At 29.9% G+C, this 21,098-nt stretch carries 23 protein-coding genes and 1 riboswitch; of the genes, 12 read left to right on the plus strand and 11 right to left on the minus strand.

Translation table 11 applies throughout. From position 1 onward, the window contains the following. Position 1: 1 nt before the first annotated feature. From phnD to lepB, 4 genes are all read right to left on the minus strand, one after another. Entirely contained in the window at positions 2–901 is a 900-nt protein-coding gene (gene phnD, locus RWQ73_RS00550; RefSeq protein WP_314406168.1) for a phosphate/phosphite/phosphonate ABC transporter substrate-binding protein, read from the minus strand. Between the two features lie 208 nt (positions 902–1,109). Beyond that, positions 1,110–1,766, minus strand: coding sequence for a DNA alkylation repair protein (locus RWQ73_RS00555; protein WP_314406169.1), 657 nt, complete (start codon positions 1,764–1,766; stop codon positions 1,110–1,112). Between the two features lie 14 nt (positions 1,767–1,780). Further along, complete coding sequence (locus tag RWQ73_RS00560; protein ID WP_314406171.1) at positions 1,781–3,382, minus strand: CTP synthase; 1,602 nt, start codon at positions 3,380–3,382, stop codon at positions 1,781–1,783. A gap of 162 nt (positions 3,383–3,544) precedes the next feature. Next, positions 3,545–4,096, minus strand: a complete 552-nt coding sequence (gene lepB, locus RWQ73_RS00565; RefSeq protein ID WP_314406172.1) for a signal peptidase I — start codon at positions 4,094–4,096, stop codon at positions 3,545–3,547. A 214-nt stretch (positions 4,097–4,310) separates the two neighbouring features. Then, positions 4,311–4,415, plus strand: a riboswitch (TPP riboswitch). 38 nt (positions 4,416–4,453) lie between these two features. Between lepB and RWQ73_RS00570 the strand changes: the two genes are divergently transcribed. The 4 genes from RWQ73_RS00570 to RWQ73_RS00585 are packed head-to-tail and all read left to right on the plus strand — an operon-like array spanning position 4,454 to position 7,190. Then, positions 4,454–4,735 (plus strand): thiamine-binding protein, encoded by a 282-nt coding sequence (locus RWQ73_RS00570; RefSeq protein ID WP_314084712.1) that lies wholly within the window; start codon positions 4,454–4,456, stop codon positions 4,733–4,735. After that, on the plus strand, positions 4,710–5,495 hold the full coding sequence (locus RWQ73_RS00575; protein WP_314406173.1) for an ABC transporter permease: 786 nt from the start codon (positions 4,710–4,712) through the stop codon (positions 5,493–5,495). Before RWQ73_RS00570 ends, RWQ73_RS00575 begins: the two co-directional genes overlap by 26 nt. After that, positions 5,476–6,471, plus strand: a complete 996-nt coding sequence (locus RWQ73_RS00580; RefSeq protein ID WP_314406175.1) for an ABC transporter substrate-binding protein — start codon at positions 5,476–5,478, stop codon at positions 6,469–6,471. Before RWQ73_RS00575 ends, RWQ73_RS00580 begins: the two co-directional genes overlap by 20 nt. Continuing rightward, on the plus strand, positions 6,471–7,190 hold the full coding sequence (locus RWQ73_RS00585) for an ABC transporter ATP-binding protein (protein WP_314406176.1): 720 nt from the start codon (positions 6,471–6,473) through the stop codon (positions 7,188–7,190). The genes RWQ73_RS00580 and RWQ73_RS00585 overlap by 1 nt, the downstream gene beginning before the upstream one ends. 47 nt (positions 7,191–7,237) lie before the next feature. On the opposite strand, the gene RWQ73_RS00590 is transcribed toward RWQ73_RS00585, so the two are convergent. After that, the gene (locus RWQ73_RS00590; RefSeq protein ID WP_314406177.1) at positions 7,238–8,395 is read right to left on the minus strand and encodes a chloride channel protein; all 1,158 of its coding nucleotides are present in this window, start codon (positions 8,393–8,395) and stop codon (positions 7,238–7,240) included. 99 nt (positions 8,396–8,494) lie between these two features. After that, a complete protein-coding gene (locus RWQ73_RS00595) occupies positions 8,495–9,403 on the minus strand; it encodes a YitT family protein (protein ID WP_314406178.1) in 909 nt (302 codons plus the stop codon). A gap of 171 nt (positions 9,404–9,574) precedes the next feature. Between RWQ73_RS00595 and pssA the strand changes: the two genes are divergently transcribed. Further along, positions 9,575–10,093, plus strand: a complete 519-nt coding sequence (gene pssA / locus RWQ73_RS00600) for a CDP-diacylglycerol--serine O-phosphatidyltransferase (RefSeq protein WP_314406180.1) — start codon at positions 9,575–9,577, stop codon at positions 10,091–10,093. A gap of 116 nt (positions 10,094–10,209) precedes the next feature. On the opposite strand, the gene RWQ73_RS00605 is transcribed toward pssA, so the two are convergent. Continuing rightward, positions 10,210–10,971, minus strand: a complete 762-nt coding sequence (locus tag RWQ73_RS00605) for an alpha/beta hydrolase (RefSeq protein WP_314406181.1) — start codon at positions 10,969–10,971, stop codon at positions 10,210–10,212. A 137-nt stretch (positions 10,972–11,108) separates the two neighbouring features. On the opposite strand from RWQ73_RS00605, the gene RWQ73_RS00610 reads away from it, so the two are divergent. Beyond that, the gene (locus RWQ73_RS00610; protein ID WP_314406182.1) at positions 11,109–12,365 is read left to right on the plus strand and encodes a peptidoglycan bridge formation glycyltransferase FemA/FemB family protein; all 1,257 of its coding nucleotides are present in this window, start codon (positions 11,109–11,111) and stop codon (positions 12,363–12,365) included. A 38-nt stretch (positions 12,366–12,403) separates the two neighbouring features. On the opposite strand, the gene clpP is transcribed toward RWQ73_RS00610, so the two are convergent. Both clpP and RWQ73_RS00620 read right to left on the minus strand, forming a co-directional pair. After that, the gene (gene clpP, locus RWQ73_RS00615) at positions 12,404–13,051 is read right to left on the minus strand and encodes an ATP-dependent Clp endopeptidase proteolytic subunit ClpP (RefSeq protein WP_314406183.1); all 648 of its coding nucleotides are present in this window, start codon (positions 13,049–13,051) and stop codon (positions 12,404–12,406) included. Positions 13,052–13,380: 329 nt separating this feature from the next. Continuing rightward, complete coding sequence (locus RWQ73_RS00620; RefSeq protein WP_314406184.1) at positions 13,381–14,259, minus strand: YitT family protein; 879 nt, start codon at positions 14,257–14,259, stop codon at positions 13,381–13,383. 246 nt (positions 14,260–14,505) lie between these two features. On the opposite strand from RWQ73_RS00620, the gene cysS reads away from it, so the two are divergent. The 5 genes from cysS to RWQ73_RS00645 are packed head-to-tail and all read left to right on the plus strand — an operon-like array spanning position 14,506 to position 18,098. Further along, positions 14,506–15,903: a cysteine--tRNA ligase gene (cysS, locus tag RWQ73_RS00625; RefSeq protein ID WP_314406186.1), complete on the plus strand. Its 1,398-nt coding sequence runs from the start codon at positions 14,506–14,508 to the stop codon at positions 15,901–15,903. After that, the gene (locus RWQ73_RS00630) at positions 15,888–16,319 is read left to right on the plus strand and encodes a Mini-ribonuclease 3 (RefSeq protein WP_048803296.1); all 432 of its coding nucleotides are present in this window, start codon (positions 15,888–15,890) and stop codon (positions 16,317–16,319) included. Before cysS ends, RWQ73_RS00630 begins: the two co-directional genes overlap by 16 nt. Then, positions 16,303–17,118 (plus strand): 23S rRNA (guanosine(2251)-2'-O)-methyltransferase RlmB, encoded by an 816-nt coding sequence (gene rlmB / locus RWQ73_RS00635; protein WP_314406188.1) that lies wholly within the window; start codon positions 16,303–16,305, stop codon positions 17,116–17,118. The genes RWQ73_RS00630 and rlmB overlap by 17 nt, the downstream gene beginning before the upstream one ends. After that, positions 17,111–17,548: a GNAT family N-acetyltransferase gene (locus tag RWQ73_RS00640; RefSeq protein ID WP_314406190.1), complete on the plus strand. Its 438-nt coding sequence runs from the start codon at positions 17,111–17,113 to the stop codon at positions 17,546–17,548. Before rlmB ends, RWQ73_RS00640 begins: the two co-directional genes overlap by 8 nt. A 25-nt stretch (positions 17,549–17,573) precedes the next feature. Continuing rightward, entirely contained in the window at positions 17,574–18,098 is a 525-nt protein-coding gene (locus tag RWQ73_RS00645; RefSeq protein WP_314406192.1) for an NYN domain-containing protein, read from the plus strand. Positions 18,099–18,160: 62 nt separating this feature from the next. Here RWQ73_RS00645 and RWQ73_RS00650 read toward each other — a convergent pair whose 3' ends face one another. Together RWQ73_RS00650 and gorA are read right to left on the minus strand one after the other, a co-directional pair. Beyond that, positions 18,161–18,895, minus strand: a complete 735-nt coding sequence (locus RWQ73_RS00650; RefSeq protein WP_314406194.1) for a DUF4097 family beta strand repeat-containing protein — start codon at positions 18,893–18,895, stop codon at positions 18,161–18,163. Between the two features lie 132 nt (positions 18,896–19,027). Further along, positions 19,028–20,380 carry a glutathione-disulfide reductase gene (gorA, locus tag RWQ73_RS00655; protein WP_314406195.1) on the minus strand — a complete coding sequence of 451 codons (1,353 nt, stop codon included), beginning with the start codon at positions 20,378–20,380 and terminating at the stop codon, positions 19,028–19,030. 244 nt (positions 20,381–20,624) lie between these two features. Here gorA and RWQ73_RS00660 point away from each other — a divergent pair, with 244 nt between their 5' ends. Further along, entirely contained in the window at positions 20,625–20,951 is a 327-nt protein-coding gene (locus RWQ73_RS00660) for a thioredoxin family protein (RefSeq protein ID WP_314406197.1), read from the plus strand. Positions 20,952–21,098 lie beyond the last annotated feature (147 nt).

The raw sequence follows: 21,098 nt of genomic DNA on the forward strand, positions 1-21,098 counted from the left end.
TCTAATCCTCGCTTATTAGATTTGGATAATCACTTGCTTTTGTTTCTACATATTTTTCAATCTGAAGTTGAGATAATGTATTCTTTATTGAATTATCCTTGTTTATAGAAAGTAATATATTCTTAATTTTTTCTTTATCTTCATAATTTTTATGACTAACTACTGGACCAGTCGCTACCTCTGGAAATGTCTTTATTACTTTAACATTGTTAGCTACTCCTGGAAAATTATTTTGTATATATTGTAGAGCCCAGTCATCAATTATAGCTGCCGACGCTGTTCCACTTGCAACTTGATTTATCGATTCTTCATGGCTATGCGTAAAATAATTGCTACTAAAAAATTTATTAACTGTCTTCCCATTCTTTTTAAGATAATCATTTAATGCCAAATAGCCAGAATAACTGTAAGTATCAACAAAAGCAAAATTTTTATTTTTTAGATCTTCTATTTCTTTAATATTAGAATCTTTTTTCGTTATAACTATAGGGTGATAATACGCCTTCCCTCTATTTGGTCTAGCTAAAAGTTCCAATGAAGCCTTATCTTCATATAATGAATATGCTCCTGTCGATAAAAATGCAATGTCCACTTTATTATTTTTCAGCAAAATATTTATGTCTTTATAACTTTTTTTCTGAATTAACTTCACTTTTTTATTCAGCTTTTCACCAATATAATTGGCCAATTCTTTCTCTAAAATATAACTCTTATTATCACCTGCAACAGAAATTAAACCAATCCTTAAAGTTTCATCATCTTTAACACTATTATCCATCGATTCTGTAACATTTGAGAAATCTATGTATTCATCTTGTTTATCTTTTAAAATAAACGGAAGTATTATTAATAATACAACAGAAAGAATTACTACAAAAAAACTAGTAACTATTCTCTTCATTTTTCTTTCCCCCAATTATTATAAAACTTTTTATTACACTAAAAACTATTTTAAAATATCCACCTAATTATATAATATTATATTTTTAAAACTATATTATAGTATAAAATTTATGTTAAATTGTTTTTACTAATAGTATAACATTATATTAATAATAGAAAAAGAGAAAATCACACATTTTAATGTAAGTGATTTTCCCTAACTAATTCTATAAATATTTACTAGCCTCTCTTAAGCTAAGATTAGCCATATTCTCTCTATTCTTTTCTATGAATTTCGTTACCCACTCTGGATTAAATTTTGAATAATCTCGAAGTGCCCAACCTACTGCTTTATTGATAAAAAACTCATTATCATCGAGATTGGCTAAAAGAATTTTTTCTAATAATTCTTTGTCTACTTTTTCTTTAAATGAAAGTTGGTGTAACATAGCAACTCTTCTTAGCCAAATATTACTATCCTTACTCCATTCTAACATTAATTGATCCAATCCTTCAAAACGGATAACTAGACTCCCAACTACTTTAGCAAGTAAATCAATAGTATCCCACCATGATTTAGTTACGATCAAAAATTTTAACCTAGAAATATCATCTCTTTTTAAAAACTTTTGCATTGTTTTTAAATAATAGACAACTACATATTGAAATTCTCTTTCCTCTTTGTTCCAACAACTCTCAACAAAATTCCAATCAATGGTTTTAGTCTTTCTAGCATCTGGAAAATATTTCTTATATATTTCTGTTCTAGTTGCACCACGCACACCTAAAAATCTAAACTTATCTTGCATATATCTCTCCATTGATACTGCAAGAAGTTCATTACGATTTTTTTCAAGGTCTGAAATTAATTTGCTTAGATTCATATTATTTTTTGTTTCTATCTCTTATTTTCTAAACTTGCTTTAATGAATCCTGCGAATAATGGATGTGCTTTTTCTGGACGAGATTTGAATTCTGGGTGGAATTGACCAGCTACAAACCATGGGTGTTCAGGAATTTCTACGATTTCAACTAACTTACCATCTGGACTAACACCTGATAATACCATTCCTTTGTTAGTTATACGATCACGATAGAAGTTATTAAATTCATATCTGTGACGATGACGTTCTGTAATATTTAGTTCACCGTATTCTTTATGAGCAACTGATCCTTCAGTTAATGTACATGGGTAGCTTCCTAAACGTAGCGTTCCTCCCATTTCTACTACATTTTCTTGGTCAGGTAGTAAGTTAATAATTGGATATGGCGTATTTGGATCTAATTCTGATGAATGTGCTCCAGTTAAACCACAAACATTACGTGCAAACTCAACAGCAGCAAGTTGCATACCTAAACAAATACCGAAGAACGGAACTTTGTTTTCACGTGCATATTTGATTGTAGTAATTTTACCTTCAACTCCACGATCACCAAATCCACCTGGTACAAGGATTCCATCCGCATCTTTAAGATACTCGTGAACATTTTCTTCTGTAATATCTTCAGATTGAATCCAATCAATTTTCACTTTAGCATTATGTTTATACCCTGCATGTTTTAGAGATTCTACTACTGAAATGTAAGCATCGTGAAGCTCTACATATTTACCTACTAATGCGATTCTTACATCTTCTTTTAAGTTATCTACTCTATCAACTAACGATAACCATTCCGTCATATCCGCTTCTGGTGCTGTTAAACCAAAGTGTTTTAAAACGATATCGTCAATTTTTTGAGCTTTAAGATTTACTGGTAATTGGTATAAATTACTTACATCACGACTTTCAATAACATTTTGTTTCGGGATATCACAGAATAATGAAATTTTAGCTCGTAATTCATCATTTAGAGCAAGTTCATTTCTAACTACGATAATATCTGGTTGAATACCTAAACCACGTAATTCTTTAACAGATTGTTGTGTAGGTTTAGTTTTCATTTCTCCAGCAGCTTTGATATATGGTAATAACGTACAATGAATAAAGCATACATTTTCACGACCTAAATCACTACGAATTTGACGAATTGCTTCTAAAAATGGTAATGATTCGATATCTCCTGTCGTTCCACCAATTTCTGTAATAACTACATCAGCATCACTAGATTCACCCGCTAATAATACACGTGATTTAATTTCGTTTGTTACGTGAGGAATAACTTGAACAGTTCCCCCTAAATAATCTCCACGACGTTCTTTTTCAATAATTGAAGAATAAACACGTCCTGCTGTTACATTAGAATATTGTCCTAAATTAACATCGATAAATCTTTCATAGTGTCCTAAGTCTAAGTCTGTTTCCGCACCATCTTCTGTAACGAAAACTTCCCCGTGTTGATACGGACTCATTGTTCCTGGGTCAACGTTTAAATACGGATCAAATTTTTGTAATGTTACTTTTAATCCTCTATTTTTTAGTACACGACCTACTGATGCCGCTACAATCCCTTTTCCTAATGATGATACTACTCCACCTGTTACAAAAATATACTTTGTCATTGTGTTCTCCTTCTATTAAAAATAATAAACCCCCTACGAAAATATCGCAGGGGGATGGTTTCTTAAATCACTCTTTAAGAGTGCCCGTATATTATTCTAGCATAATGAACTATTTTTAGCAACTAAAATAATTCGAACTAATAAATTTTCTTCTGTTAGCTATTAAAAGAATTTAATTTCTGAGAATGGATAGTATCTTAAGCTTACTTTTCCAATCATAGCTTCTTTCTTAACAAATCCGAACACACGACTATCAGTACTGTGTTGTCTGTTATCTCCTAATACAAAGTATGTACCTTCTGGTACAGTTTTAGATTTTGTACTACTTAAATATTCAATATTAAAATCTGGAGTAAATGGTGCAGTTCCAGAAGCTTTAGCTTCTTTTATTTTTTGAGCTAAATAAGGTTCTTCTACTTTTTCACCGTTAACATATAATACATCATTTCTGTATTCTATTGTATCTCCAGGAATCCCGATTATACGTTTAATATAATCATCAGTCTCATTCGCATGGAAAACTACCTCATCTCCACGCTCATAATTTTTATTAAACTTATTAACGAATACTTTATCGTTATCAGCAAATGTATAATCCATTGAATGACCTTTTACTGTGAAAGGTGCAATAACATATGTGCTTATAAGAAGATAGATAGCTATAGATACAACAACAACTACTACCCACTCCATTATTTCTCTAAAAATTTTCACTGGTATATCCCTCTTTTATTTTATTTATGATTAATAATTCTATCATATATTAATAGAAAAATCAAAAATATTCTTTCTTTGATAAATTAAGTATTAACAATATAAGCTTAGTTTTTTTTATTTAATACATTACACAAACAAATATAATTCAATATATCTGCATGCCTATACAACTTGTAAGCACTTTTATTGTATTTTTTTGTCGATATGCTATAATTATTTATACGGGAGTCTGTGAACAGTCTGAGAGGAAATAATAAAATTTCGACCGAACCTGATCTGGGTAATGCCAGCGTAGGTACACTTAACTTAAAGACAAAACCTGGACCCCTTAAAGTTGTAAGGAGGTTTTTTATTTTGATAAATTGCAGTATTGCATTACAAATTCTTCCACTTGATAATCATGATGGAAGACTAGAAATTATAGATAAAGTTATCTATTTTCTACAAAGTAAACATTCTAATGTAAAGGTTACTCCATTCGAAACAGTCATTGAAGGTGAATTTAACGACTTAATGGATAGTCTAAAAGAATGTTTTGTCCTAGCGGGTGAGGACAGTAATAATATATTTGCTAATGTGAAAATTAACTACGGAGATATTTTAACAACAGATGAGAAGATTAAAAAATTTAATTAATAAATATGCTGCTCTTATATCTATGTTGTGCTTAGTTATTATTTGGCAAGGAGCTGGATTTTTAGCTTTATTACCTAAATACATTATTCCTACACCTATTGAAATAATAAGAGCATTTATAAAAAACTACGATCTATTAATTTTTCACAGCAAAATCACCCTACTTGAAGCTATTATCGGTCTATTTTTAGGAATTGTAATAGCTTGGCTTCTTGCTTTAATTATGGATAGTATACCTATATTTAACAAGTCTATCTATCCACTTCTTGTCCTAACTCAAACTATTCCAACAATTGCAATAGCCCCTATACTTGTATTATGGTTGGGATATGGACTTACTCCAAAGATTGTACTAATCGTCTTAACGACAACTTTCCCAATAGTAGTGAGTATTCTCGATGGATTTAGAAACTGCGATAAAGACATGATTACATTATTGCAGCTAATGAATGCCAGTAAATTACAAATACTTTGGCATGTTAAAATTCCTACGAGTTTAAGTTATTTCTATGCTGGGCTTAGAGTTAGTGTTTCTTATGCCTTTATCGCCGCTGTAGTAGCTGAATGGCTTGGAGGTTTTGAAGGACTAGGAGTTTATATGATTAAAGCAAAAAAACTATTTGAATACGATACTATGTTCGCAATTATAATACTAGTATCAGTTATTAGTTTATTAAGTATTGAACTTGTTAAACTAAGTGAGAAAAAATTTATTAAATGGAAATATATAGGAGAAAATCATGAAAAAGATATTAACTAGCATTTTTACTTTTATTTTAGCTATATCACTAACTGCATGTGGAACTGTAAATAAAAATGCAGAGAAAAAAGAACTTAAAAAAGTAGATTTCGTTCTTGACTGGGCGATTAATACAAACCACACTGGTCTATATGTAGCAAAAGAAAAAGGTTACTTCGCTGAAGAAGGTATTGATCTTGATATTAAACCAGCACCTGAAGATAGTACTTCTGACTTAATTATTAATAATAAAGCACCTTTTGGTATTTACTATCAAGACACTATGGCTAACAAACTTTCTAAAGGAGCAGGAATCACTGCTGTTGCTGCGATTATTGAACACAACACATCTGGTATCATCTCACTTAAGAAAAACAACATTAAAGAGCCTAAAGATTTAGAAGGTAAAAAATACGGAACTTGGAATGATCCAGTAGAATTAGCAATGGTTAAATCACTAATTCAAAAACAAGGTGGGGATGCTAATAAATTAAACTTAGCTCCAAACACAGATACTAACTCTGTAACACCATTAGAGAACGGACTTTTTGATGCAGCTTGGATTTACTATGCATGGGATGGTAAATTAGCTGAACACATGAAATTAGATATTAACTACTTCTACTTAAAAGACTTCAATAAAGACTTAGACTACTACTCTCCAGTAATTATTGCCAATAACGATTACTTAAAAGAGAATAAAGAAGAAGCTAAAAAAGTTCTTAAAGCTATTAAGAAAGGATATGTCTATGCTATGGAACATCCTGAAGAAGCTGCAGAGATTTTAATTAAAAACGCTCCAGAATTAAAAGATAAAAAAGATTTCATCGTTGAATCTCAAAAATATCTATCTAAACAATACGCAACAAACAAAGACCACTGGGGTGAATTTGACGCTAACAGATGGAACGCATTCTACCGTTGGATTAACGAAAACAAAATCACTGAAAAACCTCTTGCAGAAAACACAGGATTCAGCAATGACTTTATAAAATAATGAACGTATTATCAATAAAAAACTTATCTTTCAATTATCCAAACAACAAAATACTACATGATATAAACATTCATGTCGACAAAGGTGAAGTAGTTTCTATACTTGGAGGTAGTGGTGTCGGTAAAACTACACTCTTCAATATTATCGCAGGTATAAATCCACTGCAAACTGGTGAAATATCTATAAAAGGAAATACTGACTATAAAGGTCGCGTAAGCTACATGCTTCAAAAAGATTTATTATTAGAACATAAAACTATTATTCAAAATATTATACTCCCTCTTTTAATAAGAAAAGTTAACAAAAAAGAAGCTGAAGAAGAAGCGATAAAAAATCTAAAGCTATTTAACCTTTATGACTATAAAGATAAATACCCAAGTGAACTAAGCGGAGGTATGCGCCAAAGAGTTGCACTTCTTAGAACATACATGTTCAAAGAAGAACTATTCTTACTAGATGAACCATTTAGTGCTCTTGATGCTATTACGAAAATTTCACTACATTCATGGTATCTAGAAATTAAGAATAAGCTAGATTTAACAACCTTACTTATTACTCATGATATCGATGAAGCTATCGATTTAAGTGACAGAATTTATATCATAAAAAATAAACCTGGTGAAATAGTATCTGAAATAAGAATTAATTTTGACAAACAAGATCAAGACGAACAAAAATTAAAATATAAAAAAGAGATATTAAAAATACTTGGATTATAACAATACACCCTAGTGCGATTTGATCACACTAGGGTGTATTATCTTAATTATTTATAAATACTATATCTTTTATTAATCAAGTAGATTAATATTGCAGGAATAACCACAAATAACATCAACTTATAGCCAAATACTTCTAAAGTTAAAAATATCGGTGCGATATACGTTTTAGTTGCCGCAGAAAATACTAAACAATATCCTAAAGCTGCGGTTACAAATATAGGAAGTCCTAGCCAAGTACCTAATATTACACCACAAGTCGCCCCAATAGCGAACAACGGAGTAACCTCTCCTCCACTATAACCAATTCCCGTACAAACAGCAGTTAAGATTATTTTTAATATAAAATCATAAATTTTAATCTGTTCAAAGTGCGTAAAAGAAAGACCAATTAAATTCGTTCCTAATGAGACATATCTATACTCAAAAATAATACTAACAATAATAAAAATACCTAAAAGAATCCAACTAATTTTACTACTAAAAGCAACTAGTTCTTTGATTTTTCTTTGAAGCAATACAAATAAAATTCCTACAAATACAAAAATTACTCCTATTAAAATTAATTTTAATATGAATACTACATCTATATTCACTTTACTTATATCTACATCAACAAAAAACTTCTCTAATCCCAATTTATGAGATACAAATGCACTAATGTAAGCTCCAACTACATACGTTACATATTCATAAAATTTTCTAAGCGAAAATCTAAATTCCTCACTAACAACTTCTAAAATAAATACTACCGCTGCTAAAGGTGTTTGAAATAAACCAGCAAAACCACAGATCATCCCTAATTTAACAAAAAACTGTTTCTTTTCTTTGCTAAAATCATCTGCTGCCATGTTTCCGCCAATAGCTCCTCCTAATTGAACAGCAACACCCTCACGACCAACACTTATTCCAAATCCATGTGCCAACAAAGTATTCAACGTTAATATAAATGGAAAAGTCCATGTTACTCTTTCTTTCTTCGTAGTTGCCGCTTCTATAAAATATTTCATTCCAATTTTATTTGTTTTTAAATATTTGTTACTATATCTTGTAAAAACTAATATAAATGGTGTTAATATTATCAAGAATTTATAATAATCACTAGTTAACTCTATAAGTTTTAATAATACCTGCCCAAATACTGAACAGCAAATTGCTATTAATAAAATTAAACCTATAAGCCTTATATAATAATTTTTCAACATATTATTTTTGATTTTCTCCTTGTATAAAATAACAACGGAGCGACTTAATTTTATGATTCACAAAATCAACTTTATAAAATCGCTCCCTTACAAACTTATTTATAATTTTTTCTTAAAAGATAATCTCGTTTTCTTCGGTTGATCAAAACTAAATCCTTCACCAATAATATCATGAACTTCGGTAATTGTCACAAAAGCACGTGGGTCAATTTTATATACTATTGATTTTACTTTACCAATCTCATTTCTAGAGACAACACAATATCCTATATTCAAATCTTTTTTTGAATAGCTACCCTGTCCTTTAATATAAGTAAGACCACGATTCATATCTTCTTGAATTCTTTTAGTAATAGTCTCAATTTCTGATGAAACAATCATTACTCCTTTACCTGGTACTCCACCTTCAACAACATAATCTATCATTTTTGTACAAATAAATATATAAATTAGAGTATATAATATCGCAGGATAACTTTTTACTACTACAAATGTTAAGGCAATAATTACCCCATCTAGAATTTGTATAATTCTACCAATAGAACTTCCAGTATATAGTTGTACAATTTTAGCAACAATATCAACACCACCTGTAGTACCACCAGCAAGAAATACTATTCCTAGACCTATTCCAGCTATTATCCCACCAAACACAGCAGCTAATAACCTATCTCCACCTAAGTCAATAGATATATTATACTTCTCGAATATTCCAATCCAAAATGTCAGCATAAAGATACCATATATTGTATACATCATAGTTTTTTTATCTAACATCTTGTACCCAATTATTAAAAGAGGAATATTAACTAACATTGTCCCGATAGAAACAGGTAATCCAACAGCATATAAAAGTAATAGTGCTATACCAGTCCCTCCACCTTCTGCAAGTTTATTAGGTACGTTAAAATGCATAATAGAAAATGAGTAAATAGCACAACCTAATGAAATAATTAACAATTCTTTTAGTATTTTTCTAAAATTTAAATTTTTAATATTATTTCCCATAATACACCTCCTAAGAATAATCGTATCCTAATTATAACAGTTTATAACATGATTAACAACACCAATAATTCATAATTTTTCACCCTAAATTACTAGAAATTTTATATTTTCTTAGACTTTATTTGAAATTTGTACTATAATTATAATATCACTATTGGAGGTTAATTTAAAATGAATAAAAACTTCATACCAAATTATCTTACCCTGTGTAATATTTTTTGTGGGTTTATGTCGATTCTAACTACAGCTCACGGATATTTCGTTTGGGGTACTGTCTTTATTATATTAGCTATGCTTGCAGATAGATACGATGGTATCGTAGCAAGAAAACTTGGTGTAGTTTCTGAAATTGGTCATGATTTAGACTCATTATGTGACGTAGTTAGTTTCGGAGTTGCACCAGCAACACTTATTTTTGAAATATTTATTACTAATGATAAACCTTCTACTTTCTTAATGATAGTAGTGGCCATACTTTGCGGAGTCTATGTATGTTGTGGAGCTTATCGTTTAGCAAGATTTAACGTTACAAAAATGAAAAATGGATACTATCAAGGTGTTCCAATAACTACTTGTGGAACAGTTCTTGCTTTTTTATCTCTATTTAAACTACCAAGTATCGCAATGCTAATTTTATTAGTACTAAGTTCTTATTTAATGATAAGTAACTTAAAAATAAAAAAAATATAAAAAAAGGTTGTATATTGTAATATATATATCAGAAATCCGATATATATTTACTAATATACAGCCTTTTTATCTTATTTATACTACTCTTACTTTAAATCCACTACTAGCTAAAACTATTATAAACAACTACTAATTACCTCTACTAGTTCCTCTGGATTCTCCCAAGCCATCGAGTGTCCAGCATTTTTTACTACTTTTACAGTTATGTTATGTTTTGGTAATTCTTCAAAATCCATGCTAGGTAGTGTCTTTTCTCCGAAAATAAAGTATCTAGGTACATTATAACTATACAATAAACTACGCCAAGAATTTTCTCTTACTACTACCGCATCGCGAGAAATCTGATAAGCTGCCTCTGGTAACCAATTTTTTAATGTTGCTGCCCACATAGTGTTTTTCCCGCTTTCGCAGTATTGTATTAATCTTGTTATACTTTTTTTATAGTTTTCTTCAGTGTATTGAGCTACAGCCCAGCTAGTACGCCCTTTAGTCGCAGGATCAAGGTTAGGTTCAGTTAATATCAATCTTTCAATTCTTTCCTCACATAACGAACACAATTCTATAGCTATAGCTCCTCCTAAACTATGTCCGAAAAGTATAACTTGTTCAAGCTCCAAATCTTCTAAAAATTCCGATAAATATTTAGCGTGATTTTTCACTTCATAAATGAAATCAAGTGGTTTGTCACTATATCCTGCTCCCAACAAGTCAATTAAAATCCTTCTGTGATTAGAAAATTCTTTTCTAGTGGCTATTTCTACATAATCAAACGAACTAGCACAACCCAATCCATGAATAAATACTATTGGTAATCCTTCACCACAGAAATCATTATACCTTATTTTATAGTTAGTATTTCTTATTGTATACTCTTGCACAATTATTCCCCCTAAAAATAGTTTCTTTACTTAATTATATCATTAACTCCTAGTATATTACTTTTTTTTTTCTAAAATTTGTTATATAATTTTATAAGTGATTTTGAAAATAAACAAACTAAAAAGGAGATTTCAAAATGATATTTACTGAAATTAGTAGTGAAGAGCTACTAAAGTTTCAAAAAGAGAATAATCATCGTTATTATTTTCCGCAATCAGCTGAATATAATGTCATGACACATAATAATAATAATAACTTAAAAACTAAAATTTTAGCTGTTAAAGAAAATAATGAGATCTTAGCTTATGGAACATTTATATATTTTCAGTATAAAAAATACTTCTACAAAGTAACCGCTCAATATGGACCAATAATGGACTACTCTAATACTGAATTAGTTACGTTCTACTTTGAACAATTAAAAAACTACTATTCAAAAAATCTTAAAGTTCTTTGTGTAAGAGTAAATCCATTTATAAATGAAAAATACTTCAATGATATTGAATATATAACTGAAAATAACGAGGCTAACAAAGTTAATAGAATTTTAAACGATTTAAACTATTGTGCTATGAATGAAGATTTATTCACAAACCCAACTCTTCCTTCACGCTGTATTTTCTCTAAAACATTAGATGAAAATATCACAGAAGCAAACTTATTAAAAAACGTTTCTCAAATAGCTCGATATACTATTAACCGAACTATGAAAGAAGGGGTTCAAGTTCGAGAAATAGATATCTTTAATGAAGAAGATGCTAAGATTTTCGATGAAATAAACCGTGATACAGAAAATAGAATAAACTTTGAAATTCGTGACAACACTTATTTCAAAACATTAAAAAATAGTATAAAGGAAAAAGCTCACTATCTAATTTCCTATATTGACTGCGATCAATTTATTGAAACTACAACTAACACGATCGCAAATCTTGAAAAAGAACGTGATGACTTAAAAGAAAAATTAGAACAAGGAAAAGTCAACGCCAAAAAAGCGACAAATCGTCTAAAAGAATTTGATGAAAATATTGCAATTTGGTATAAAAAAATTGATAAGATAAAAGAATTAAAATCTAAAAATGGTAATATTATCAATTTATCTTGTGCAAGTTTTATTGAATCAGGTCAAGACTTAATTTACTTCACTAGTGGAGCTATGAGAAAATTCCATCGTTATGAAGGACCATATGCAATCTTATTCCATATGATGAAATATGCAATCAACAATAACTTTAAATATTTCAATTTCTTCGGTACTTCAAAAGATTTTGAATCAGAACAAGCATCAGATTACGGAGTTCTTCAGTTTAAACGCAACTTCAACGGAAATATTGAGTACTTTATGGATAACTATGAAATCAGAAATGCTATCGGAAAAATTTGGAAAATATAAAAAGGAATTGAGCTCCCGCTCAACTCCTTTTTTCTTATTTAATCTTCTTTTTTAGCAACTTTTTTCGTAGTTTTTTTTGTTTTTTCTTTTTTTTGAGGTTTATTATTTTCTGGATACATAACTTTATCTACTAATCCATATTCACATGCCTCTTCTGCTGTTAGATAGTTATCACGCTCTGTGTCACGCTCAATAGCTTTAATAGTTTGTCCTGTTCTATCAGCTAAAATCCTATTTAGTTTTTCACGTGTTCTTAGTATGTGTTTTGCAGCAATTTCAATTTCAGTTGCTTGACCTTGCGCTCCACCTAGTGGTTGGTGAATCATCACTTCCGCATTTGGAAGTGCATAACGTTTACCAATAGTTCCAGCTGCCAGTAAGAATGCCCCCATACTAGCTGCCATACCCATACAAATAGTTACAACATCACATTTAATGTGTTGCATAGTATCATAAATAGCAAATCCAGCAGTCACACTACCACCTGGTGAATTAATATAGAAATAGATATCTTTTTCACTATCTTGTGCTTCTAAAAATAAAAGCTGACTTGTTATAGAATTTGCTACTTGATCATTTACATCTGAACCTAAAATAATGATTCTATCTTTTAATAATCTTGAATAAATATCGTAAGCTCTTTCTCCTTGAGAAGTTTGCTCAATTACTGTAGGAATTAAATTCATTTTCTTACCTCCTAATTTTCTTTTCACTAGATATTATATATCAAAAATGGTCAATTAGCAACTTTTTTCCCTTTCTACATTTTTCTATTTGTAATAAAATTATCCTGATTTTTAGATAAAAATCGATAATAAATTCAATAAAAATGATGCTGACCCAAAAGCCCTAATATTTAACAAAATTCATATTGAAACTCATCGATACAATGGTTTATTGATATCTAAATTCGCTTTATAAAAGCATTTTAGATATCTAATAGACTATTAGGGAGTGACCCTAAAATCTTGTTTCTTCGAAATCGTGATTTTTGAGTCACTCCCTAATACAAATTCTATAATCTATATGAGTGTTCTTTAAAGTTACCTACTATTGTATTCACTGCACTTACTGTTATAAATGCGTCAGGACAATTTTTAGCTACTAATTTACGTAATTGATACATCTCATTTTGTTGAATTACTACTATAATCATTCGTTTTTTCTCATGAGAGTATCCACCTTCTACATCCATTATAGTTGATCCTCTATGTAGTGTGTTATTTATAAGTTCTACCATGACTTCAGGATTTCTACAAATAATTGTACATTGAATATAAGCAGAGAAGAATTTTTGAACACCTCTCATAGTCTGATTTCTTACAAAACTCATAACCAGTGCATACATTACATACTTTATATCAAAAAATATCCAAACTATTGTATAGATAGTAATATCTTGTATAAGAAATACTGTAGGTAAATTAAAATCCATTTTTTTTGAGATGAATTTACCTGTAATATCGGTTCCTCCAGTTGAAGCTCCTGCAACTAATAAACAACACATCGCAAGTCCAGATATAATTCCACAAAAAATTGCTGCAACAAGTGAATCTCCTAAGTGTACAGGGGGTATTATCCTTGGTAAATTATTAATTAAAAATGACGATATGCTTATTACAACTCCTGTAAGTATTACAAACTTTCTACCAATATATCTATAACCTATATAAAATAATGGAACATTTAATAAGAATTGTACTGTTCCTATTTTTATTCCCGTTAATTTATTTGCAACTAAACTTAACCCTAATGCACCACCTGCACCAATATTATTTACAGGGATTAATAAACCAGCATAAATAGAGAATAATATCGTTCCAATTATAATAAGAACAACATCTTTAGCCTGTTTATGTTTTTCAGTAGCATAAATTGTATCTGATAATTTCATTATAACTTTATCCTTTATTTATTTTCCTCTATATATTTTAATACAAATCAATATTTAAAACAATTAAAAGTTAACTAACTTTTATAAAACTTTAATAAATAATTCATTTTATTAGCGTTTTGTGTTAAAATTTAAGTAATAGACTTTTTTAGTTATTATGATATTGAACAATTTTGGGAGCTATTAACCTAAGAAGTAAAGAACTTTAATTTCTTAATTTATTCTCCCGTATAAAAGGAGCTATTTATGATTAAACTCTATAATACTTTAACAAAACAAAAAGAAATACTGAAAACAATTGAAGAAAATAAAGTAAGAATGTATGTTTGTGGACCTACTGTGTACAATTATATCCATATTGGAAATGCTCGTCCTATTATTGTCTTTGATGTAGTACGCAAATATTTAGAACACAGTGGTTACGAAGTAGATTTCATTTCTAACTTTACCGATGTAGATGATAAGATTATTAAAGCTAGTAACGAAGAAGGGATTTCTACGAGTGAACTTACTGACAAGTACATTTCTGCCTTCTTTAAAGATTATGATGCCCTAGGATGTAAAAGAGCAACAAAAAACCCTAGAGTTACTGAATATATACAAGAAATAATCAACTTTATAGTCAAACTTGTTGAAGAAGGATTCGCCTACGAAGCTGATGGTGATGTGTACTTTAGAACAAGAAAAAAAGAAGACTACGGAAAATTAAGTAAACAATCAATCGATGACTTAATAAGTGGAGCTCGTATTGAAGTTGGTGAACACAAGGAAGATCCACTAGATTTCGCATTATGGAAAAAAGCTAAACCTGGCGAAGTTAAATGGGATAGCCCATTTGGAGAAGGTCGCCCTGGTTGGCATATCGAATGTTCTGTAATGGCAAAAGAAACTCTAGGAGATACAATCGACATCCATGCTGGTGGACAAGACTTAACATTCCCTCACCATGAAAATGAAATTGCACAATCTGAGTGTCACAACCATGCACCATTTAGTAATTATTGGATGCACAATGCTTTCATAAATATTGATAATGTTAAAATGAGTAAAAGTTTAGGTAATTTCCGCTTAGTAAAAGATATTATCGCCGAAATAGATCCTATGGTACTTCGACTATTCATGCTAACAGTTCACTATAGAACTCCGATTAACTATACATTAGAAAATATTGAACTTGCAAAAACAAACTTCGAAAAAATTAAAACTTCATATCAAAATCTACAATTCAGATTGAATAATGAAATGATTGAAGAAAAACTAGATGCAGAAATTGTAGCATTAGTTACAGAAGAACTAAATAAATTTGAAGAATATATGCAAGATGATTTCAATACAGCAAATGCTCTTTCTTCTTGGTACGAAATCGTAAGAATTTCTAATTCATACACAGCAAAAGAAGCTGTTAATAAAGAAACTTTAGAACTAATAAACGCTGCATTTGAAACTTATAGTTCGATTCTTGGAATAAATGTAAAAGAAGAAAATACACTTGATAGTGAACACATTGAAAGTCTGATAGCTGAACGTGAGGAAGCTCGTAAAAATCGTGATTTCGCCTTAGCTGATAAAATCCGTGATGACTTAAAAGAACAAGGTATTATTCTAGAAGATACAAAACAAGGTGTACGATGGAAAAAAATATAACTTTTAAATTTACTGAAAAAAACTTCGCTAATCCTAATCAAATGCAAGCTTTAACCCTTGCTTATATTGGAGACAGCATCTATGATATTATGAGTAGAGAATACGTTATGAAAAATCACTTAGGAAAAATAAATGATCTTCACAAAACAGTATCTACTATCGTATCAGCGAGAGCTCAAGCGAGTTTTATGGAAAATATACTAAATAATAGTATATTAACAGAACAAGAAGAAAAAATTTATAACCGTGCAAAAAATCAAAAAAATAACTCTAAAGCAAAGAATGCAAGTATTATGGAGTACAAACTTGCTACAGGTTTAGAGGCAGTATTCGGCTATTTATATTTAGAAAAAAACTTTGAAAGATTGGAGGAAATGTTTAACTACATAATTAAACTATATGAAGAAAAACAATAAACACTATAAAGAACTAAGACTAAAAAATAAAGAACAAAAATCACAAGTTCAATCTTCTGAAATTGATTTAGACAAAGAAGTAATTGCTGGTCGTAATGCTATACTTGAAGCTATTAAATCAGGACGTGAAATTAATAAAATTTTATTCCAAGAAGGCATTGAAAAAGGAAGATTAAAATCTATTTTCGCCATCGCAAATGAGAAAAAAATCATTTGTCAAGAAGTTCCAAAACGTAAATTAGATAACTCAACTACTGAACGTCACCAAGGTGTTATCGCCTATGTAGCACCGTATTCTTACTTTGAACTTGACGAAGTAGTAAATAACTTAGAAATTAATAAAGATACTACTCTTCTAATTTTAGATCATATTGAAGATCCACATAACCTTGGAGCGATTATTAGAACTGCTGAAGCAAGTGGTGTTAAAGCTATAATTATCCCTAAACGTCGTGCTGCTGTAGTTAGTCAAACTGCGGTTAAAGCTTCTGCTGGGGCAATTGAACATATGCCTGTTATTCGCGTATCAAATTTAACTGATGCTATTAAAAAACTAAAAGAAAAAGGATTCTGGATTGCTGGAACAACATTGGCTGAGCGCTCTGAAGATTACACAAAAATTGCAAAAGATGTACCTTTAGCTATTGTAATTGGTAACGAAGGTGAAGGAATGAGTAAAGTTGTTACTAATGAATGTGACTTCTTATATCACCTACCAATGCTAGGAAAAATCCAAAGCTTAAATGCCTCTGTTGCAGCTGGAATCATTATGTATGAAAGAATAAAATCTAATGATTAAAATATTAGAATCTAAAGAAGCGCTTAACCTTGGTTTTGCTCTTCGTATTGAAGTATTCGTTAAAGAACAAAATGTTCCAATGGAACTAGAATTAGATGAAAAAGATCACAGTAAGAACACTGTTCATATTGGATATTTTAGTGATGATAATCTTATCGGAGTCGCTCGTCTTATCGATATGGATAAAGACATTATTCACATCGGACGTGTCGCTATCGATAAAGAATATCGTGGTAAAGGTATCGGTCGTGATCTTATTATCGGCTGTGAAACTACTGCCAAAGAAATTTTAAAAAGAGAAGTAACTATAGAATTAAGTGCTCAAATACAAGCTGAAAAATTCTATGAATCATTAGGTTACAACCGAGTTAATGATAAAATATATTTAGATGCGGGTATTGAGCATGTAGATATGCGGAAAAAAAATTAATTAAATTATTAAAGGAGAACTTTTTATGAAAAAACAATATTTATTTATTGATGGTTATAATTTACTTTTTCGTATGAAAGAATATAACTTAATAAAAAGCTCTACCTTCCCTACTGAACGTGATGTTTTAATTGATATTTTACGTGAATATGCAGGCGGAAACAATTACATCGTCTACTGTGTATTTGATGCCTATCTAACTCGTGCAAAAGAATATATAAAAGAAGAACCACCTATCAGTATTGTTTATACGAAAACTGGCGAACGTGCTGATCAATGGATTGAAAGAAAAACTCGTGAACTGAGAATTGATCACTTTATTGATATCATTGTAGTTAGTGATGATCATGACGAACGTGATACTACACTAGGATACGGAGCTATCTTGCGTGACTGCCATATGTTTATCAAAGAGTTAAAAGATAGGAAACAAAATGTTTCTAAAATAACTAAAAAACATAATTCTCGAGAATTAAAAAATAGGCACATTCGAATGAGTGAAAATGATAGAAGAAAACTAGAAAATTTCATAAAAAACGGGAAATTTTAAATATAAAATAAGAGATGGACATATTAAAATCCATCTCTTCTTTTTTTATTATCTTGCTAAGGCTACATAAAACTAATTTCAACTTTTCCTTTATTTGAGATTGCAGTTATTTGTCTTTTCTTAGAAATCGTTGTATTCTTGCTGTAATTAATTTGATAATCTTCTTTATTCCCTATTATCTTAGCAAATATATCCCCAGCTTCTGTAATCAAATCCATAGAGTCTACTTTTGCTTGATTTACTATTATTTTTGCATTATTTTTGGTTTCAATTACTGCATTTTTAATAGTATCCTTAGTAATTTGTACCTTTTTATTATCAGTAGATAATTTAAGATTTTCAACTTCAGCCCCATCAACAACTATCTCATCATTACTATTAACAACTAAATTCTTAACATTCACATCAAATATTTTCGAAGTTGCACCTTTATTTTCTATACTAATATTTCTATATTCTTTTTTGGGAAGATATATTGTTAAACTATTATCATCTGATTCCTCTGCAAATGAAGTAATATCTAGCAGGTTATTATTAGTATTATACTTATAATTCCCCTTAAAATTCCCTTTTATTAAAATTGTTTCATTATCGTGATAATATACTTTAACATTATTTTTCATCGTATTAATTTTAATACTATCTATCCCTTTTTCTCCAATCCATTCTTTAAATACTTTATTTGAAGAATCTTTTGTAACTTTTGTTTCTGTATCCTCTTTACTATATCTTACACAACCTGTAGCTATTGATACAATAAATATTCCAACAATTACTGTTTTTAATAATTTTTTCATAGTAATACCCTCCTATGTTCAGCATACTCCTATTAAATATTAATGTCAAATAAAATAAGCAGGATATCCCTAAAAGATTAATTCCCATGAAATCAAACCTTTTACGATTTTCCTGCTTCTATTTTTATATAATTATCTCATTGTTACAAATTCTTCAGAACCTGTTGGGTGAATTGCTACTGTGTTATCAAAATCACGTTTTGTTGCTCCCATTTTAATTGCAACAGCAAAACCTTGAATCATTTCATCAACACCATATCCAATTCCATGTAATCCAATAACTTTCTCGTCTTCACCAAGAGTTACTAGTTTCATAAAACATGGTTGTCTATGACTAGTTATTGCAGAATACATCGGAGTAAATGATGATTTATAAACTTTAATATTTTCTTCACCGAACTCTTTAATAGCCTGTTCTTCTGTGTATCCAATAGAACCAATCGCTGGGTGTGAGAATACTACTGTAGCAACATTAGTGTAATCTAAGTGCTCTTCAGGTTTATTATTAAATAATCTTTCTGATAATCTACGTCCTGCCGCAACAGCAACCGGAGTCAGAGCAAGACGACCTGTTACATCACCTACTGCATAAATTCCTTCTACATTAGTGTTTTGGTATTTGTCTGTTGGAATAAATCCACGTTCATCTACTTCCACACCTACTGCTTCTAAGTTAAGATTTTCAGATAATGGTTTTCTACCGATTGCCCAGATTAATAAGTCAACTGTAGTTTCACGTCCATCTTCAAGTACTAAAGTAACACTATCATCATCATTTTTTACAACCTTTTTAGGAATAGCATTTGTATGAAGAGTTGGACCTTCTTCATTAATTACTTTCACTAAAGTGTCTACTATATCTTTGTCAAAAGTTCTTAGCGGACGATCACGACGTACAAATAAGTGAGTATCAACACCTAATCCATTGAATACACCAGCAAGTTCAACAGCGATATATCCCGCACCTACTACAGCGATACGTTTTGGTAATTGTTTCAGTGCAAATACTTCATTAGAAGTAACACCAAACTCAGCCCCTTCGACATTAGGAATAGTTGGTTGCCCTCCAGTTGCTATTAAAATGTGATCAGCTGTATACTGTTCACCATTAACTTCAACTGTATTTTTATTTACAAATTTAGCGTATCCTCTTACTAAATCTACTTTATTATTGTTTAATCCACGTTCATAAGAACCATGAATTCTATCAATGTATGCTGAACGATTACCTACTAATTTTGAAAAATCAAATTCTACATCTCCAAAATTAAATCCATAATCATTAGCATATAATTTTAAACTTTCTGATATTTGTGACGCATGCCACATAACTTTTTTAGGAACACATCCAACATTTACACATGTTCCTCCTAATTCATTACCTTCGATTAACAATCCTTTTACACCGTACATTGCAGCTCGGTTAATTGAAGCTATTCCTCCGCTTCCTCCACCAATCGCAATATAATCATAATGTTTTGCCATGTTTTCACCTCTATAATATTTTATAGCTTTTATAAGCTAAAGATTAGTATTTTACCTAGATTTTTTTCGAAATAAACTAATCTCTATATTTCATATTATGCTACATTTAATAATTTAATTCAATAGATATGCTTACATTTGTAATCGGAAATTGAAAATAATTATGAATATTTTTCAATTAGGCATTGTTAATGCCAAGAATTTTTATTTATGATATAATTTTAACTATGAATGAGGTGATAATATGTTTAACTATATAGAAAAATTAAACTCTATAGAACAATTTAAAATATTAAAAGAAGAAAATGAAAAAATTGTTTTTGTATTTTCTGCAACGTGGTGCCCTGATTGTATCATGCTTGATCGATATTTAGAAGAAACAATGAACAAGTTTCCAGAAATTAAATTCATCTACGTTAATCGTGATGACTATCCAGAAATATCTCAAGCACTTGATATTTTTGGTATTCCTTCTTTTATAGGTTACAAAAACAATGTTGAAGTTAGTCGTTTTGTTTCAAGACTTGCTAAAACACAAAAAGAAGTAGAACAATTTTTAGAGAAAATCTAATAGTACAAAAAACGGGAGTGATTCAAAAATCGATTTCTTAAGAAATTAAGATTTTTGAATCACTCCCACAAAGTTTATTAGATATCTAAAAAATTTTTAGAAAGCGAATTTAGATATCAATAAATCACTGCGTTTATGAGTTTACTT

The organism is uncultured Gemella sp. (assembly GCF_963525875.1).
In the GTDB taxonomy this organism is placed as follows: Bacteria; Bacillota; Bacilli; order Staphylococcales; family Gemellaceae; genus Gemella.